This is a genomic window from Pseudoalteromonas nigrifaciens (genome assembly GCF_002221505.1).
Classification (GTDB): domain Bacteria; phylum Pseudomonadota; class Gammaproteobacteria; order Enterobacterales; family Alteromonadaceae; genus Pseudoalteromonas; species Pseudoalteromonas nigrifaciens.
Genome location: NZ_CP011036.1, coordinates 595,307 through 613,224 on the forward strand (window position 1 = coordinate 595,307; position 17,918 = coordinate 613,224).

The following is a 17,918-nucleotide window of genomic DNA, read 5'->3' on the forward strand; positions in this document are numbered from 1 at the left end:
CAAAAGTGACAACGCTAGCTGACGACTTTTCAGAACCAAGCACGGCACCAAAAAGCAATAACGATTACCTAGAAACCTTTTTAGATTGTTTGTATTTAGAGCAAGGGGTGAGTGAAAATACACTATCGGCGTATCGCAGCGATTTAGATAAGTTTTGCCAGTTTTTAAAAGGCAAAAATTTAATGACTGTAACCGGCCTAGACGTTGAAAGCTATTTAGCCCATAGAGTTGATCTAGGCTTAAAGCCGCGTAGTACTGCGCGTAGTATTAGTGCGCTTAAGCGTTTTTATCAGTACTTTGTGCGCGAAAAGTTAATTAGCGACTCGCCAATGCTCAATATTGCGCAACCTAAAGCAGGACAGTCTTTGCCTAAAACGCTTTCGGAGGCTGAAGTAGAGGCGCTACTGAGCGCTCCCAATACCGATGAGCCAATGGGGCTGCGCGATAAAGCCATGCTTGAGTTACTATATGCAACAGGTTTGCGGGTTAGTGAGCTTGTAGGGCTGCGGATTGAACAAATTAATTTGCGCCAAGCTGTAGTGTTTGTAAAAGGTAAGGGGAATAAAGAACGTTTAGTGCCACTGGGCGAAGAGGCCATGTATTGGCTTGAGCAGTTTTTAAAGGTGGGACGGGCGCAAATGATTAAACACGCCACCGACTTTGTGTTTCCCTCAAAGCGAGGGGTTGGCATGACCCGACAAACTTTTTGGCATAGAGTGAAGCACTATGCTATTTTGGCATCAATTGAGTCGTCATTGTCACCGCATACATTGCGCCATGCATTTGCAACCCACTTATTAAATCATGGGGCAGACTTACGTGTGGTTCAAATGATGTTAGGACACAGTGATTTATCAACCACCCAAATATATACGCATGTTGCAAATGAGCGATTAAAATCGGTACATGCGCAGCATCATCCACGTGCTTAATATGAAATTTATTATCACTAAGCCGGTCAATTGATATGTATTTATAAAAATAGAGAAGAATTATGAAAAAATTAATGTTAGCAGGTGCCATGTTATGCACTAGTTTAAGTGCCGTAGCGAATGATGTGGCTGTAGCCCCTAACGCTAATGATCCTATTGTTATTAAATTTGCCGCGCTTGGCGTTACCGTTAAGCAAATAAACCCAACCCCAGTAGCGGGTTTAAAAGAACTGATCACTAATCAAGGTGTGCTTTATGCAAGCCCAGACGGACAGTTTTTAATGCAAGGGACACTTATAGACTTAAATAATCGTAGTAATTTAACCGAAAAAGCACTAAACGGCGTACGCCAAGCTGGGTTAAAAGAATACGAAGATTCGATGATAGTGTACAAAGCACCTAACGAAAAACATAGCATTACCGTATTTACCGACATTAGCTGTGGTTATTGTCGTAAATTACACCGTGAGCTAGATGATTTACTTGAAGCGGGTATTACCGTTAAGTATTTAGCGTTTCCGCGCGGTGGCCTACAAGGTTCAGGTTATAATGACTTAATGAACGTATGGTGTGCTAAAGATCAACAAGAAGCACTAACCGAAGCTAAAAGTGGCTCAAATACTACAGCAGTTAAAGGTTGTAGTGCGCCAGTTGCTGAGCATTATCAGCTAGGTCAAAGCTTTGGTGTTACCGGTACACCTGCTATTATTTTAGAAGATGGCACCATGATCCCAGGTTATCAGCCAGCTGCCGCATTAAGCGCTGCGCTTAACGCTAGTAAAGCCCCATAGTAATTAAATTTACGGTGCGCATAAAAAAAGGCCGAAAGGCCTTTTTTTGTATATTTATGATAAACCAAATAAGTTAAAAATCTGCATGAAAAAAACGATCCAAACGCGCGAAAACGTCGATGATTCACATTTACCGAGTCATTTACACCCTGTAATTAAGCAAATTTATGCCACGCGAAATGTTTCCCATGCCGATGAGCTAAATAACAGCGCCGCCACATTACACGACTTTAAGTTATTTAAAGATATGGACAAAGCCTGCGACTTGTTAATTGAGGCGCTACATGCCCAAAGCCATATTTTAATTGTTGGCGATTTTGATGCTGATGGTGCAACCAGTACCGCTACATTAATGCAAGGCTTGGCCATGTTTGGCTTTGCTCATTTAGATTACTTAGTACCTGATCGGTTTAGCTTAGGTTATGGTTTAAGCCCGGCGTTAGCTGCGCAAATAGTACAGCTTAAACCCGATTTAGTAATTACAGTCGATAACGGTATTTCCTGTATTGCAGGTATTGATATTGTAAAAGCCGCCAATATTAAAGTACTGGTTACCGACCATCACCTACAGGGCGAAACACTCCCTAATGCCGATGCCATAGTAAACCCGAACAGGCACGACTGCAGCTTTCCGTCTAAATCGATTGCAGGTGTTGGTGTGGCTTTTTACTTACTTATTGCCCTTAGAAGCACACTGCGTGAGCAAAATCATTTTGCGCAGCAGCCTATGCCTAACTTAGCCGACCTGCTCGACATAGTTGCGCTTGGTACTGTAGCCGATGTAGTGGCGCTTGATGCCAATAACCGGACATTGGTGCACCAAGGACTAGCGCGTATTCGCAGTGGTAAAACTCGCCCAGGCATTACTGCCCTCATTGAGGTTGCTAATCGTAATGCCTCAAGATTGAGTGCCAGCGACTTTGGTTTTTCGCTTGCTCCGCGCTTAAATGCCGCAGGGCGTTTAGATGACATGAGTTTAGGCATAGCCTGCTTACTCAGTACCGATATAAATCAAGCTAGGCGTATTGCCAGTGAGCTAGATAGCTTAAACTTTGCACGCCGCGAAATAGAGCAAGGCATGCAGCATGAAGCGCAAGCTGTGCTTGATAAGTTAGCGTTTAATGATGACAATATTCCCGACGCTATTTGTTTATACCAAGAGGATTGGCACCAAGGTGTTATCGGTATTTTAGCCGGGCGTTTAAAAGAAAAATACCACCGCCCAACAGTTATATTTGCGGGTGGCGAAAACGGTGAGATAAAAGGGTCATGTCGCTCAATTGAAGGGCTGCACATACGCGATTTACTCGAAGGGCTAAGTACGGCCGATCCGCACTTAATTAGTAAGTTTGGTGGCCATGCCATGGCGGCCGGTTTAAGTATTAACGAGCAGCAATTTAGCGAATTTAAACACGCCTTTGATACTGCCGTTAGCGCCCAGCTTAGTGAAGAAAGTAAACGCTGCATTGTATTTACCGATGGCGAGTTGCCAAATGAGTGTTTTACCATGGATTTTGCCCAGCAATTAAAACAAGCGGGCCCTTGGGGGCAGCAATTTCCTGAACCGGTATTTGAGCACACATTTGAGTTAATTCAGCAGCGTATAGTGGGCGAAAAGCATTTAAAACTGGTATTAAAACATCAATCAGGCCGCTTAGTTGATGCCATAGCTTTTGGCATTGATTTAAAAGAATGGCCAGATAACAACGCACAATTTGTTAAAGCAGCGTATCAGCTCGATATAAATGAGTTTAGAGGCAAGTTCACCCTGCAATTAATTATCCGAGAGCTAGAAAAAGCCAGCTAAAAAATATCTAGAATAGATCGCATAAAGTGCTAATAAAGCGCACGGTTTTTTGTTAAAATCGGGCGTTTTTATCATTTGACGATAATATATTGCGTTAATTCCTTTTTAAGGAGCGTAATAACCTAGCCATTTTGGAGTAATGACCATGTTTGAAGTGAATCCTGTGATTAACCAAATCAAGGAAATTCGCGAACGTACTGAGTTGCTTCGGGGGTACCTTTGACTATGCTCTTAAACAAGAACGCTTAGAAGAAGTTAACGCCGAACTTGAAGACTCAGCCGTATGGAATGAACCTGAACGCGCACAAGCTCTCGGCCGTGAAAAGTCGGCATTAGAAGCTGTTGTTGAAACTATCGATACTTTAGTGACGGGTACTGACGACGTTGAAGGCTTACTTGAGCTTGCTGTAGAAGCCGAAGATCAAGAAACCTTTGATGAAGCACAAAGCGAACTAGCAGACTTGAACGAGCAACTAGAAGCGTTAGAGTTTCGTCGTATGTTTAGCGGTCCTCATGACTCAAACGACGCTTACCTTGATTTACAATCTGGTTCTGGCGGCACTGAAGCACAAGACTGGTGTAATATTTTGCTGCGCATGTATTTACGCTGGGGCGAAGCTAAAGGCTTTAAAGTTGAATTAGTGGAAGCTACTGGCGGCGATGTTGCAGGAATTAAAGGCGCAACAGTTCGCTTTGTTGGCGAATACGCGTATGGTTGGTTACGTACCGAAACTGGCGTGCATCGTTTAGTGCGAAAAAGCCCGTTTGACTCAAGTGGTCGTCGTCATACTTCGTTTGCCTCTGCATTTGTTTACCCAGAAGTTGACGACAATATTGAAATTGATATGAACCCGTCTGACTTACGTATTGACGTTTACCGTGCCTCGGGCGCAGGTGGTCAGCACGTTAACACCACTGAATCAGCGGTTCGTATTACGCACGTACCAACAAATACCGTAGTGCAGTGCCAAAATGAGCGCTCACAACATAAAAATAAAGCCCAAGCAATGAAACAGTTAAAAGCAAAACTGTTTGAGCTAGAGTTACAACAACAAAATGCTGAAAAACAAACCCAAGAAGACTCAAAGTCGGACATTGGTTGGGGCAGTCAAATTCGTTCATACGTACTCGATGACGCTCGCATTAAAGATTTACGTACAGGCGTTGAAAGCCGTAATACCCAATCGGTACTTGACGGCAACTTAGACAAATTTATAGAAGCCAGCTTAAAATCTGGTTTATAACCACCAAGCTAATAAAGAGCTAAAAAAATGACTGATCAAATCCAAGACGAAAACAAGTTAATCGCTGAGCGTCGTGGCAAATTAGATGCTATACGCCAAAATTGCCCAGCCAACGGTCATCCAAACCAATTCCGTCGTGAGCATTACACGGCAGATTTGCAAGCCCAGTTTGGTGATAAGAGCAAAGAAGAATTAGTAGAGTTACAACAAGTAGTGTCTATTGCTGGACGTATTTTAGCAAAGCGCGGACCTTTTTTTGTAATTCAAGACATGAAAGGCCGCGTACAATCATATGCGTCTAAAGATGTGCAAAAAGATTTAAAAGAAAAATATGGCCAACTAGATACTGGCGATATTATTGGTGTTAAAGGCGCGCTTAATAAATCGGGTAAAGGCGATTTATACGTAGAGATGACAGAGTACCAACTCTTAACTAAGTCACTTCGTCCGTTGCCTGAAAAATTCCATGGCTTATCAGATCAAGAAACTAAGTACCGCCAACGTTACGTTGATTTAATTACTAACGAAGCAACGCGTGAAACATTCCGCATTCGCTCACAAGTAGTTGAAGGCATTCGTCGCTTTTTAGCAGACCGTGACTTTATGGAAGTAGAAACACCCATGCTACAGGTTATTCCTGGCGGTGCATCGGCGCGTCCGTTTGTAACGCACCATAATGCACTTGATATAGACATGTACCTACGTATAGCGCCAGAGTTGTACTTAAAGCGTTTAGTGGTAGGTGGTTTTGATCGCGTATTCGAAATTAACCGTAACTTTCGTAACGAAGGATTATCTACGCGTCATAATCCAGAATTCACTATGATTGAATTTTACCAAGCATACGCTGATTACATCGATCTGATGAACATTACCGAAGACATGCTACGTACAGTTGCAGAAAACGTACTTGGTAGTGCAGTTGTGGTTAACACAACTAAAGACGAAAACGGCGAAGTAATTGACTCAGTTGAGTACGACTTTGGCCAACCGTTTACGCGCTTAAGCATGAGCGACGCTATTTTAAAATATAACCCTGAGTTTGATGCGGCAGTATTTAACGACCCAGAAAACCATTTTGAACAATTAAAAACGTACGCTAAGCAAGTACACGTTAAAATTCCTGAAAACTGTGTTTGGGGCCCAGGTAAATTTTTGTGTGAAATATTTGAAGAAACAGCAGAGCACATGCTTATTCAACCTACGTTTATTACCGGCTACCCATGGGAAGTATCACCACTTGCACGTCGTAACGACGAAAACTCATTTGTTACAGACCGCTTTGAGTTTTTTGTTGGCGGACGTGAGCTGGCTAATGGTTTCTCGGAGCTTAACGATGCACAAGACCAAGCAGAGCGCTTTACTCGTCAAGTTGAAGAGAAAGACGCAGGTGATGATGAAGCAATGCATTACGATGAAGACTACATACGCGCACTAGAGTATGGCTTACCGCCAACTGCAGGTGAAGGTATTGGTATTGACCGTTTAGTAATGTTGTTTACTGATTCGCCAACCATTAAAGACGTTATTTTGTTCCCGCATATGCGCCCGCAAGCCGACTAAGCTTAATAATGTAAAGTAATAAAGCGCCGCTTAAATGCGGCGTTTTTGTGTCTGGGTTATAACTTTTTAATCTGAGTGTTTTTTAAACGCACTGTTGCATTTGTGTAAAGTTATTCGCTACACTACGACGGAAATTTAGAGAATTGATTTAAGGCTCTAAATAAAAAGATTAAATGGATTTATAAATTATAATATGAAAAATAAACATATTGAAAACCCAATCAATAACTGCGAAACCGAAGATGCAAGACAAGCCTATTACCGAGCCTGTATTGCAGAGTTTCAAAAGTTAGGTTATCAAGAGCAGTATCTTGCAGAGTTAAATGATGATTTAGTGCCTGTGTTAGGCGTTAACCCACCAGAAAAAAGTTAAAAGTTGTTTGAATTTTAAACTAACTACACATTAAAACTAACTAGATGCACAATCTATAACCATATAGGCACATTTGGTAGAAAAGTGTTTGACATATTTTCTGAACTCTTTATTATACGCCCCACAAGACGGAGAGGTGTCCGAGTGGCCGAAGGAGCTCCCCTGCTAAGGGAGTATAGAGTTTGTAGCTCTATCGAGGGTTCGAATCCCTCCCTCTCCACCATTTTTAATGGCGTGTTTTGTAAGTTTTAAAGTATGGGTGCATAGCTCAGCTGGATAGAGTACTCGGCTACGAACCGAGCGGTCGGAGGTTCGAATCCTCCTGCGCCCACCATACTTTAATAACTCTGCTTAGAGCATAAATAAGCAATTAAAGTGTTTGGCTTTATAACCAAGCGGTCGGAGGTTCATTTTAGAAGATACGTCCTACGCCCACCATACTTTAATAACTCGCTTAGAGTCTAAATAAGTAAAAGCTCTGCTTAGAGTTAAAATAAGTAAACTATAAAGTGGGTGCATAGCTCAGCTGGATAGAGTACTCGGCTACGAACCGAGCGGTCGGAGGTTCGAATCCTCCTGCGCCCACCACTTTATAGACTCTCACTTAGAGTAAAAACAAGTAAAGTAAAAATGAAAGTGGGTGCATAGCTCAGCTGGATAGAGTACTCGGCTACGAACCGAGCGGTCGGAGGTTCGAATCCTCCTGCGCCCACCACTTTCATATTTTCATATACTTTTAAGTGTAAGAAAAATAAGCCGATGAAAATCGGTTTTTTTATTTTAAAGTTATATACTCTGCTTAGAGTTTAAATAAGCAAACAATGAAAGTGGGTGCATAGCTCAGCTGGATAGAGTACTCGGCTACGAACCGAGCGGTCGGAGGTTCGAATCCTCCTGCGCCCACCACTTTCATACATTAACCGACACTTGAGTCGGTTTTTTTGTTTGCCCAGCGAAGCTGGCAAACCCGATAGGCTGAAAGATGCCTTATTACCCTGACTAAGGGGAAGATAATCTGAATGGCAAGGGCGTCACTGGCCAACGGTGGGGTCTGAAGGAAGCCATAAGAAGTTAGAGGTACACAACTAACCGTAACCTGTTTCGGCAGTATTGGTGGGTCAGCGTGCAAAATAGCGCAACGCCCTATACTTAGTCAGACCAATACTGTGCTTGAGGGTGGGATTTCTAACAGGGAGCCAGTGCAGTAACTGGGGAAGCCTGGCATCTAAACTTAGTGTAAATAAGTGGCCTAAACTCAAGGGGAAACCCAAGGTTTAACGTCGGTGTGAGGTGGCAGATGAACCCGTAGTAGTGAGTAAGGCTAGGCCGATGAAAGCCAGTAATGGTGTGGAGGACAAAACCAAGCCGACTATCAACAGAATGTTTGATAGGGTCAATTTTAATCAAAAGTTTTAATTGATTGCGAAGGGGGGAAGTATTCTTTAAGTGTATGAAAATCAGGAGTATCGACGTATAGGCTCACATGTATTTCGACGGAAATAGGCAAGAGATGACGGCTAAGCAGGAATGTGGACGCTGAGAACTGAAGGCCGAGCATGGGAGTAATGAGCGACCACTTAGGCAGATTGCCATTCGGCTAGCACACCTAATGTCCTCATGAAGAACACCACTATACATCAATGTGAAACGACAGACATACCGTAAGCAAAGGCAATTGATGACAGTTTACTACAGCTTGTATGGGCAATTATTAGATATTAATAACCTGTACAAGGGATTCAAAAAAGTGAAAGCAGCGAAAGGAGCGGCCGGAATAGATAGGCAGTCCATAGCCGCGTTCGCCTTGAATTTAGAAGAAAACTTGAAACAACTGCAAGGTGAACTGCAAAGCAAGCAGTATCGCGCACAGCCAGTCAAACGGATAGAAATACCGAAAGATGATGGTGGTGTGAGACTGCTGGGAATTCCAACAGTTCGCGACCGCATAGTACAACAAACACTATTGAACATTCTCCAACCGCTCTTCGACATCGACTTTCACCCATCAAGTTATGGGTACAGGCCGAAACGAAGTTGTCATGACGCCATCAGCAAAGCCACGGTATTTATTCGTAAATATCACCGTGAGTGGGTGGTTGATATGGATCTGTCGAAGTGTTTTGACCTACTCGATCACGACTTGATCATAAGCAGCGTCAAAAGCAAAGTGACAGACGGTAGCATCTTAAAACTGCTCAAACAGTTTTTAAAAAGCGGAGTAATGATAGGCAATAATTGGGAAGCGAGTGAGCTAGGAAGTCCACAAGGTGGTGTTATCAGTCCACTGTTGGCGAATATCTACCTAGATGCATTTGATCAAGAAATGAAAAAGCGAAATCACAGAATAGTGAGGTACGCCGACGACATATTGATCTTATGCTGCACAGAAAAAGCAGCCAAGAATGCACTCACAGTAGCGACTCAGATACTCGAAAAAGGCTTAAAGTTAACAGTCAACGAAAAGAAAACGCACATAGCGCATAGTAGTGAAGGCGTAAAATTTTTGGGAGGGGAGATAGGCAGTAATTGGACGCGTACCAAAGCCACAAAACTCAAAGGCTTTAAACAAAGAGTTAAACGATTAACAAAGCGAAATAGTGGCATGAACTTAATTGAAGTAATAAAAAGACTCAATCCAGTGGTGCGCGGCTTTGTAAATTATTTCAGTATAGCCAATTGTAAACGAGTGCTAAATTTGTTGGCAAGGTGGGTGAGACGACGATTAAGGGCAATTCAGTTAAGGTTGTGGAAAAACCCAGCGAGGTTGCATAAGCGACTAAAACAATTAGGGAAAAAGCCGCCATTTAAGTTCATCAAAATGAACTCATGGCGAAACTCTCTAAGTCCATTATCGAATGTAGCGATGCCAAACCAATGGTTTGAGGAGCAAGGTTTATATTCAATGGAAAAAGTAAGTACAGGATGGCTTGCTCAATCGGCGTTTAGAAAATAAGCCGAAGGGATAGAAGAATACAGGAGCCGTATACGAGGCCCGTACGTACGGTTCTGTGAGAGGGATGAGGCAAAAGCCTCACCCTACTCGATATGCCTGAAATAAAGTGAAATGTAGGTTGCTACCCAGTAGACACCGAGTTTATTTATTCGTCGTAGACGCAGAGCCTAATCACTATATCAATTCAAAGCCTGCTCAAGCCCACTTAACCCCTTTCTAAAGCTGCTCTTTATCACTACCTATGTTACTTTAAACGCCTTGTTTAAAAGGATATTGCAGTATGTTTAAAACCCTATTTATTACGTTATTTTTTATTTTAAGCGCTACTTTAATACTTAGCGTACAAGCTGATGAAGCTAAAGGTTCAATTGTTGTGGGTGCGAAGCAATATGCTAAATATTTACCGCAGTTAAAAAATAAACGCGTAGGGCTGGTGGTTAATCAAACATCAACAGTAGGGAAAACCCATTTAGTCGATAGCCTACTGGCAAAAAACGTAAACATAACTAAAATATTTGCACCTGAGCATGGCTTTCGTGGCGATCACGATGCAGGGGCACACGTAAAAAATACCGTTGATAGTAAAACGGGTATTCCGCTTATCTCCATTTACGGCAACAATAAAAAACCAAGTGCCGAAGTTTTAGCTGATGTTGATGTAATGATTTTTGATATTCAAGATGTGGGAGTGCGCTTTTATACTTATATAAGCTCTATGCATTACATGATGGAAGCAGCTGCAGAGCAGGGGATCGAATTTTTAGTACTCGACAGGCCAAACCCAAATATAGCCTATGTTGATGGGCCCATATTAGAGCCGCAATTTAAGTCATTTGTAGGTATGCACCCCATTCCTATAGTTCATGGTATGACTGTGGGCGAGCTTGCAAATATGATCAAAGGTGAAGGCTGGATCAATCAAGCTGCTGTTTTAGAGCTTAACGTGATCCCAGTTACTGGTTATACGCGCGCAACTAGCTATAGTTTACCGATAAAGCCAAGCCCTAATTTACCAAATGATACTGCTATTTCGCTTTATCCATCATTGTGCTTTTTTGAAGCCACGCCAATTAGTATTGGCAGAGGCACCGATTTTGCGTTTCAGGTTATAGGGTATTCACCGGTTGCTTTAGGAGAGTTTAGTTTTACCCCGCGTGCAATTAAAGGCGCGGCCCTAAACCCTAAATTTAAAAACCAAGCAGTGCAGGGGCTCGACTTACGCCAAGCCACCACTAAAGGGTTAGATTTAAGCTACTTAATAAGTGCTTATAAGCAGCTTAATAATAATGATATTACGTTTTTTGAGCGCGCTGATTTTATGGATAAGTTAGCAGGTACCGATAAGCTGCGCTTAGCTATTGAGGCGGGGCAATCGGCACAACTAATAAAGCAAACTTGGCAGGCGGGGTTGATGCAATTTAAACAGCAAAGAGCACCTTATTTGTTATATGAGTAAAAGGCAGCTTATGTACTTATATTTAAAAAATAAAAATTATTACAGTATAAAAAAGTTATTAATAGTGGCTTTAAGTTTTATGCTGGGGGCATGTAGCTCCTCTGTAGAGCCGCTCGAGCCCAAGGCGCTATTAACGCAAAGTAAACTTGTTGAGCTGCCTAATGCGCAAGTAATTGTTACCTTTCCTGAGCCAAACCCTAGTAGCCGTAAGTATGTAAATAATCGCGGCACGTTTAAAGCCTATAAAGGCCATGGGCAGCTGTTAATTCAAAATCATAGTGCTAAAAGTGCCGACATTTATATAAATAATCAACTGCTTAATATTAAGCAATTGCTCGGCGCTAATACTGTGTACCAATATAGTTTAGCTAAGCTAACGCATAACGGGGTTAACACCTTTAAAGTTGCAAACATTCAACCAGCGGGAGCAAGTTTAACGCTGCGCTTTGCGTTTCCTACTTTAAATAAAGCGTCGCATCAGCAGGCTAATTTTAGTGAGGTAGATGCATTAATAGAGCGAGATATTAAAGCGGGTTTTCCTGGTGCTGTTTTAGCGGTAGTAAAAAATGGTGAGTTAATTAAATTAACTGCTTATGGCGATGCAAAACAGTATCAACAGAACGATTTAATGCTATTACGCCCAGAGCCAATGCAAACCGATACCTTATTTGACTTAGCCTCTAATACTAAAATATTTGCTACCAACTTTGCATTAATGAAGTTAGTAAGCGAAGGCCTATTAAATATTAATAAGCCAGTGCAATTATATTTACCAGAGTATCAAGGCGATGGTCGAGAGCAGCGACGCGTAAAAGATTTACTCACGCATAGCGCAGGCTATCCGCCGGTGTTTGATTTTCATCGTAAAGACAGTAGCAATGGCGATGTGTTTTACTCACAAAATAGCCATACTACAAAAAAGCTCTTACTTACCAGTGTGCCACTTAGCGCAAAATCGCTCGGGCAGCATGTTTATTCAGACATTGATTACATGATTTTAGGAGTATTGGTTGAGCGTATAACCGGTCTTTCACTTGACGATTACCTAGAGCAACAAGTATATGCGCCATTAAAATTGCATAACACTGTGTTTAACCCCCTTAAAAAAGGCTTTAATGCTCAGCAATTTGCCGCTACAGAGCTGGGTGGTAACACGCGAGACGGACGAATCAAATTTGATAATATTCGCACCCATGTTTTACAAGGCCAAGTACATGACGAGCGTGCGTACTATTCTCTAGGTGGCGTAGCAGGGCACGCGGGGTTATTTAGTAATGCGCCAGATTTAGCCATACTTTGTCAGCTACTATTAAATAATGGTGGTTACGGCGATAAGCAGCTTTTTAGTGCAAGTGCTTTGGCGCAGTTTTTAACCCCACAAAGTAGCGATGAAACCTACGGGCTGGGCTTTAGGCTTGCTGGTAACAACCAAGCAAGGCGTTGGCACTTTGGCCCTTACGCAAGCGCACAGGCTTATGGGCATACAGGTTGGACAGGCACAGTAACGGTAATTGATCCCGTTTACGACTTAGCGATTATTTTATTAACTAATGCGCGGCATACGCCAATTACAGGCTCGCAAAAAAGTTATCAATTTAGTGGTAAAAATTATGAAACTGCACAATATGGCTCGGTTGTTTCATTAATATACGAAGCGTTATTAAATCAATAAACTGACAGTATAAATAGCATATATCAATGTGCTTAGTGGTTTACTTAAATGGGTTTTGACTGTAAAACTTAAGCTAGATAACAAAGTGTAAAATATTTACCCCGTAAATAAGCACACTAAAATAAAGGTTAATTTATGTCTTGGTATTCTATTTTACCGCCGTTAATCGCCATTGCTGTCGTATTTTGGCGCAAAGAGGTCATTATGGCGCTGTTGCTTGCAGTGGCTTCGTCAGAGTTTTTACTCGCATTACAGGGGGAGGGCAGTAGTGTATTTAATACCTTTTTAAACACTATTGAACGTATTGTTAGCGTAGCAAGCTCGCCCGGCAATACCCGTATTTTAATTTTTAGTATTTTGATTGGTGCTTTGCTTGCCTACATTCGCGAGTCGGGTGGAGTAGCCGCTACCGTTAATATGTTAATGAACAAAGGTATAGCGAAAAGTAAGCGCCAAGTTGGCTTTTTAACTATGTTTACTGGCATTGCGGTGTTTATAGAGTCAAACCTGAGTGTACTTACTGCGGGTATTTTATCGCGCGGATTATTCGATAAATTTAAAATGAGCCGCGCCCGCCTAGCTTATATTATCGATAGCACCAGTGCGCCGGTATGTATTTTAATATTACTAAATGGCTGGGGCGCATTTGTACTAGGGTTATTAAGTAACTACGAGTTAGGTGAATCGGCTGTATCGGTACTTTGGGGCAGCGTAGGCTATAACTTTTACGCCATAATCACGCTTGTTATTGTTTTTTACACCATTGCGTTTGATAAAGTATATGGCCCAATGAAACAAGCTGAGCAAAAACTAGAGCTACAAACAACTGACTTAAAAGAAGAAGTAAAAGGCTCTAAAGCACGCTTTATGTTAGTGCCCCTTATTACGCTGATTGTTAGCATGGTGGGCTTTATGTTTTACACAGGTAACGGTGTATTGGCAGAAGGTAGTGGCTCAAAGTCGGTATTGTATGCAACCGTTTTAGCCATAGTTGTAGCTTACTTTTTAATGCTAGCATCACGCCAATTTAGCCACCATAAGTTAGTTGAAACAGGCTTTAAAGGGATGGGCGAATTACTGCCATTAGTAGGCATTGTATTGTTATCGTTAACTTTAGGAGCAAGCTTAAAAGAGTTGGGTACTGGTGTGTTTGTGGCATCTTTAGTGGGCGATTACCTTCCTATTTACTTGGTGGTACCGGCACTGTTTTTAACCGGTGCGGTTATGTCGTTTACTACGGGTACATCGTGGGGCACCTTTGCAATTTTAATCCCTATTGGCGTGCCGCTTATTCAAGCATTGGGTTTGCCGCCGTCGTTGGTATTAGGCGCTATTTTAGGTGGCGGTATATTTGGCGATCACTGCTCGCCCATATCCGACACCAGCGCAGTATCGGCTATCGCCTCAGGCTGTGACTTACTCACCCACGTTAAAACCCAGCTACCCTATGCCTTGTTCGCTGGTGGCCTGACACTTATAGCCTACTTAGTAACGAGCATAATTGTTTTATAAGTAAGCGCGTAATTAACCCCACATACCAATGTTAATGGTACCTATGCATAATTTACTCAGCATATTAACCTGAGGTAATTATGAATAAACAGCAAAAAATAAAACACTGGCAAGGCATTTTTGAGCAGCAAAAATCGAGTGGTTTAGCCATCATTCAATTTTGTCGTGATAACAACATTAACGCATCGACTTTCTATGTTTGGCGTAAACGCCTTTCTGACGAAACGATAAGGGTTAAAAAGCAACAGGTGATCCCGTTTGTTATTCATGAGCAAGCCTTTACACACCCTTCAATCATTAAACTCACCACACCAAACGGCTATCAAATAGACTTCGAGTCGACATTAGCGCACCAAGCACTCGCCAAATTATTGAGCGTACTGTGACACCTTGCACCCACCAAGTTTACTTGGTCACGGGATTCACCGACATGCGAAAATCAATCAATGGGTTAAGTATTATTGTCAGCGATACCCTATCTCTCGATCCTTTAAGCCAAGCGTGGTTCGTTTTTTGTAATAAACAACGCGATAAATTAAAAATTTTGTTTTGGGATACCAATGGTTTTTGGCTTTATTATCGTCGCTTAGAGCAAGGACGATTTCAATGGCCAAATCATGCTCAAGCACACGTAGCCATGGGGATTGAACAACGGCAGTTACAATGGTTATTATCTGGCTTACCGGTAAATAATAAAACCCGCCACTCAACTTTATCAGGGTTATCAGTGATATAAATTAACCAGATCGTTTTTTTTACTTGAACGATCTTTCCCATGTGTCATGCTATTAAAATGCCAGACACTATTCTCATCACCGAACTACAAAATCAGCTTGCACTTATGCAGGCTAAGCTTGATGGCTTAGAAAAAGATAAAATTTCACTGCAAGAAGATAAGGTTGAAATGCAATCGCGGATTGACCACTTGCTTGCTGAGCTTAAGTTAAGTAAATCCCAAAAATACGGTAAAAAAAGTGAAAAAGCCCCGCGAGGTACCTTCAACGAAGCGGAGCAGCATAAAACGACTGAGCCGCCTAAACACCATAAGAAAGGTAAACAAATACTGGCTGAGCACTTTGAACGAGAAGAAGTTGAGCACACCTTAACCGAGTTAACGTGTCAGTGTTGCGGTGAACAACTACATCAATGTGGTAGTGAAGACAGCGAGCAAGTGAAGATTATTCCGGCGAAAGTCAGTGTCATTAAGCACAAACAATTTAAATATGCTTGCAGACATTGCGAGCATGAACAATTGGCCAGTAAAATAATCACCGCGCCTAAACCCAAGCAGCCTATTCCTGGCAGCATTGCGAGTCCAGAAGCGTTATCGGCGGTTGTTACGGGCAAATACTGCGATGCCTTACCGCTTTATCGTTTCGTTGACATACTGGGCCGTGGCGGCCTTGAACTATCGCGCGGAACATTAGCTAATTGGTGTATTAAAGCGGGCCTGCTAATCAGCCCCTTAGTGGCAGCCATGCAACGTCACTTGCTTAGTGAGCATAGTTTATGTGCCGATGAAACCCGTACACAAGTGTTAGATGAAGGTGACAACCCTAGCAGCAATTCCTACATGTGGGTTTATCGCAGCAATGAGGTCAGCCGTGAGCCTGTCGTGATTTACGATTACCAAGCAGGTCGAAGTCGCGCTTGCGCAAAAGAATTTCTTGCCGGTTATCAAGGCTATTTACAGTGCGACGGTTACCGTGTTTATGACGGTATTGAAGGCATTACCCCTGTTGGTTGCTGGGCACACGCTAGACGCAAATATAACGATGCCTTAAAAGCAGAGTCGAAAAACAAAGGTCGAGCGCATAAAGCCATCAGCTTTATCAGCCAATTATATAAACTGGAAACCCACGCTAAAAACAAACAGTTATCTCCTCAAGCGCGGTATCAGTTACGACAAGAAAAAGCCTTACCCATATTAATGCACTTTAAAGCGTGGCTTGATGAAGCCGAAGGTAAAGTAACGGCGGGGAGTTATATTGGCAAAGCGATAAAATACACGCTTAATCAATGGCCGAAATTAATGCGGTATAGTGAAGATGGCGAACTAGGGATTGATAATAATATTACTGAGCGAGATATTCGGCCGTTTACCACTGGTAGAAAAAACTGGCTATTCTCAAAATCGGTTAATGGTGCTCAGGCCAGCGCGATACTTTATAGTATTGTGATGACCTGCCGTGCCAATGACATCAATCCTTATTACTACTTTGTGCATTTATTTAAAACGTTGCCGAATCGAGATGAGGGTGATGATGATTTTACCGACCTAATGCCGTGGAATGTGCAGCTAGACTTCGATTATAGCTAAGCGCACTGCTTAAATGCGCGCTTACTTTTATAAGCGTGTTTATGATTACTCATTTTGAATGACAAAAAGCCTGCAAATTTGCAGGCTTTTTGTTTATACGTAGGTTGGATAAGCGGCGCAGCCGCGCCATCCGACAAGTCAGCTACTTACAACGCACTTAAGCTGTGCTCTAGCATTGCGGTAATTTGCTTTACTATTTTTGCTTCCGTTTTCGGCTCAAACTGTTGAATTCTGGGTGTGTGAATATGGCCTGTTGGAATGGTTGAATTAAGTTGATTACGAAGGCGTATACTGCGATACGAAATTTCGTTAGACAGGTATCCACCGCCAGAGCCATTTACGGCAATGCTATTTTGCAGCTCGCCAAGTGTTGCAGGCTCGTAAGTTTTTTCTAAGGTAGTGATTTTATGATTATCAATAACCTTATACGGCCCTTGTGCTTGCTGCATATTTGCCACGGGAAGGCTAAATTGTACAAATTCGTTACCTGGCAGTGGCTGGTTATTTAAACTTGGGAGCAAGGGAGCTGTTTGTGTCCCGCCAAATATAATATTGGCATTGTCTGGGGCAGTTACGCTGCGGCGCTTACCGGGAAATCTTTCTAAATCAAAATCTTTGCGACCCATGCTTACAGTAACAATCATATCGACATTATTCAGGGCGTAATAGGGCGCGAGGAGTGCTTCGATTATACCTTGATCAAAGTCGGCATAACGAACGGGCACCATAACGGTGTTAATTTCAGCGCTAATGCCTTGGTAGTTAATTACTTGACCATCTAGCAAGAGGGCAGCAACCCCAGATGGGTTACTTTGATTTATGTTTTTATCTAATAAAAAGGGGTCAAAGCCGGTAAGGATAATTTTTTTAGTGCTGCCTTGAGTAAAGCTGAGGTCGTTATGACCGCGACTGCCTTTTTCTAACTGAGTTAAAAGGTTATTTTGCTCAGCAACTGAGAGGGTAAATTTTGGCTTAACAGAGCGAATTATTTTACTTGAAAGTAATCGTGCCCAGTAAAGCTCGCGATCATCGTAGTTTTTAGTTGTAACAATACGTTGTTTGGCGTTTAACCATAATTGACTTGAATAATCAGTTATTAAGTCTGTTGCATGCTTGAAGTTGTTAAGACTTTTCCATTGCTGTTCAAATTGACTCACTTCATCAGCAAAGGCCGTTAGCACCTGAGGCATGGCGTGGGTGGCGGCTTCAATTCGTAGCTCTTCGGTTGTTAAATTGTTACTCAAAACCGAGCAAGAAGAAAAAATTAAACTTGAAGCAAATAGTAGTTTAAGCAT

General features: G+C 42.2%; 14 protein-coding genes and 5 tRNA genes. 18 read left to right on the plus strand and 1 reads right to left on the minus strand.

Annotation, left to right across the window (positions count from 1 at the left end; translation table 11 throughout):
- Window positions 1–5: 5 nt before the first annotated feature.
- From xerD to tnpC, 18 genes are all read left to right on the plus strand, one after another.
- Window positions 6–932: a site-specific tyrosine recombinase XerD gene (gene xerD, locus PNIG_RS02795; RefSeq protein ID WP_011327217.1), complete on the plus strand. Its 927-nt coding sequence runs from the start codon at window positions 6–8 to the stop codon at window positions 930–932.
- Window positions 933–994: 62 nt separating this feature from the next.
- Window positions 995–1,723: a bifunctional protein-disulfide isomerase/oxidoreductase DsbC gene (dsbC, locus tag PNIG_RS02800; RefSeq protein ID WP_089367766.1), complete on the plus strand. Its 729-nt coding sequence runs from the start codon at window positions 995–997 to the stop codon at window positions 1,721–1,723.
- Between the two features lie 85 nt (window positions 1,724–1,808).
- Window positions 1,809–3,530 (plus strand): single-stranded-DNA-specific exonuclease RecJ, encoded by a 1,722-nt coding sequence (gene recJ / locus PNIG_RS02805; RefSeq protein ID WP_089367767.1) that lies wholly within the window; start codon window positions 1,809–1,811, stop codon window positions 3,528–3,530.
- Window positions 3,531–3,675: 145 nt separating this feature from the next.
- A protein-coding gene (prfB, locus tag PNIG_RS02810) for a peptide chain release factor 2 (RefSeq protein ID WP_011327220.1) occupies window positions 3,676–4,774 on the plus strand; the annotation gives its coding sequence in 2 pieces (ribosomal slippage) (window positions 3,676–3,750 and window positions 3,752–4,774; 1,098 coding nt in all).
- A 27-nt stretch (window positions 4,775–4,801) separates the two neighbouring features.
- Window positions 4,802–6,337, plus strand: a complete 1,536-nt coding sequence (gene lysS / locus PNIG_RS02815) for a lysine--tRNA ligase (protein ID WP_089367768.1) — start codon at window positions 4,802–4,804, stop codon at window positions 6,335–6,337.
- Between the two features lie 193 nt (window positions 6,338–6,530).
- On the plus strand, window positions 6,531–6,710 hold the full coding sequence (locus tag PNIG_RS02820) for a hypothetical protein (protein WP_058372591.1): 180 nt from the start codon (window positions 6,531–6,533) through the stop codon (window positions 6,708–6,710).
- A 130-nt stretch (window positions 6,711–6,840) separates the two neighbouring features.
- Window positions 6,841–6,933: transfer RNA gene (locus tag PNIG_RS02825), tRNA-Ser, on the plus strand.
- Between the two features lie 34 nt (window positions 6,934–6,967).
- Window positions 6,968–7,044, plus strand: a tRNA-Arg gene (locus tag PNIG_RS02830).
- Between the two features lie 177 nt (window positions 7,045–7,221).
- A tRNA-Arg gene (locus PNIG_RS02835) sits at window positions 7,222–7,298 on the plus strand.
- 50 nt (window positions 7,299–7,348) lie between these two features.
- Window positions 7,349–7,425, plus strand: a tRNA-Arg gene (locus PNIG_RS02840).
- A 114-nt stretch (window positions 7,426–7,539) separates the two neighbouring features.
- Window positions 7,540–7,616: transfer RNA gene (locus tag PNIG_RS02845), tRNA-Arg, on the plus strand.
- Between the two features lie 772 nt (window positions 7,617–8,388).
- Entirely contained in the window at window positions 8,389–9,663 is a 1,275-nt protein-coding gene (gene ltrA, locus PNIG_RS02850) for a group II intron reverse transcriptase/maturase (protein ID WP_089367769.1), read from the plus strand.
- A 280-nt stretch (window positions 9,664–9,943) separates the two neighbouring features.
- Complete coding sequence (locus PNIG_RS02855) at window positions 9,944–11,119, plus strand: exo-beta-N-acetylmuramidase NamZ family protein (protein ID WP_089367770.1); 1,176 nt, start codon at window positions 9,944–9,946, stop codon at window positions 11,117–11,119.
- A 10-nt stretch (window positions 11,120–11,129) separates the two neighbouring features.
- Window positions 11,130–12,791: a penicillin binding protein PBP4B gene (gene pbp4b, locus PNIG_RS02860; RefSeq protein ID WP_089368930.1), complete on the plus strand. Its 1,662-nt coding sequence runs from the start codon at window positions 11,130–11,132 to the stop codon at window positions 12,789–12,791.
- Between the two features lie 135 nt (window positions 12,792–12,926).
- A complete protein-coding gene (locus PNIG_RS02865) occupies window positions 12,927–14,303 on the plus strand; it encodes a Na+/H+ antiporter NhaC family protein (RefSeq protein ID WP_089367771.1) in 1,377 nt (458 codons plus the stop codon).
- 80 nt (window positions 14,304–14,383) lie between these two features.
- Window positions 14,384–14,689, plus strand: coding sequence for an IS66 family insertion sequence element accessory protein TnpA (tnpA, locus tag PNIG_RS02870; protein WP_010555472.1), 306 nt, complete (start codon window positions 14,384–14,386; stop codon window positions 14,687–14,689).
- Window positions 14,686–15,039, plus strand: coding sequence for an IS66 family insertion sequence element accessory protein TnpB (gene tnpB / locus PNIG_RS02875; RefSeq protein ID WP_254910727.1), 354 nt, complete (start codon window positions 14,686–14,688; stop codon window positions 15,037–15,039). The genes tnpA and tnpB overlap by 4 nt, the downstream gene beginning before the upstream one ends.
- 39 nt (window positions 15,040–15,078) lie before the next feature.
- Window positions 15,079–16,623: an IS66 family transposase gene (gene tnpC, locus PNIG_RS02880; protein ID WP_086960352.1), complete on the plus strand. Its 1,545-nt coding sequence runs from the start codon at window positions 15,079–15,081 to the stop codon at window positions 16,621–16,623.
- A 146-nt stretch (window positions 16,624–16,769) separates the two neighbouring features.
- On the opposite strand, the gene PNIG_RS02885 is transcribed toward tnpC, so the two are convergent.
- Window positions 16,770–17,918: a hypothetical protein gene (locus PNIG_RS02885; protein WP_089367772.1), complete on the minus strand. Its 1,149-nt coding sequence runs from the start codon at window positions 17,916–17,918 to the stop codon at window positions 16,770–16,772.

What these genes read in the sequence shown, in the direction of transcription:
- dsbC (WP_089367766.1), top strand. Translation starts at nt 995, where the DNA reads ATGAAAAAATTAATGTTAGCAGGTGCCATGTTATGCACTAGTTTAAGT.
- recJ (WP_089367767.1), top strand. Translation starts at nt 1,809, where the DNA reads ATGAAAAAAACGATCCAAACGCGCGAAAACGTCGATGATTCACATTTA.
- lysS (WP_089367768.1), top strand. Translation starts at nt 4,802, where the DNA reads ATGACTGATCAAATCCAAGACGAAAACAAGTTAATCGCTGAGCGTCGT.
- PNIG_RS02820 (WP_058372591.1), top strand. Translation starts at nt 6,531, where the DNA reads ATGAAAAATAAACATATTGAAAACCCAATCAATAACTGCGAAACCGAA.
- ltrA (WP_089367769.1), top strand. Translation starts at nt 8,389, where the DNA reads ATGACAGTTTACTACAGCTTGTATGGGCAATTATTAGATATTAATAAC.
- PNIG_RS02855 (WP_089367770.1), top strand. Translation starts at nt 9,944, where the DNA reads ATGTTTAAAACCCTATTTATTACGTTATTTTTTATTTTAAGCGCTACT.
- pbp4b (WP_089368930.1), top strand. Translation starts at nt 11,130, where the DNA reads ATGTACTTATATTTAAAAAATAAAAATTATTACAGTATAAAAAAGTTA.
- PNIG_RS02865 (WP_089367771.1), top strand. Translation starts at nt 12,927, where the DNA reads ATGTCTTGGTATTCTATTTTACCGCCGTTAATCGCCATTGCTGTCGTA.
- tnpA (WP_010555472.1), top strand. Translation starts at nt 14,384, where the DNA reads ATGAATAAACAGCAAAAAATAAAACACTGGCAAGGCATTTTTGAGCAG.
- tnpC (WP_086960352.1), top strand. Translation starts at nt 15,079, where the DNA reads ATGTGTCATGCTATTAAAATGCCAGACACTATTCTCATCACCGAACTA.
- PNIG_RS02885 (WP_089367772.1), bottom strand. Translation starts at nt 17,918, where the DNA reads ATGCTTAAACTACTATTTGCTTCAAGTTTAATTTTTTCTTCTTGCTCG.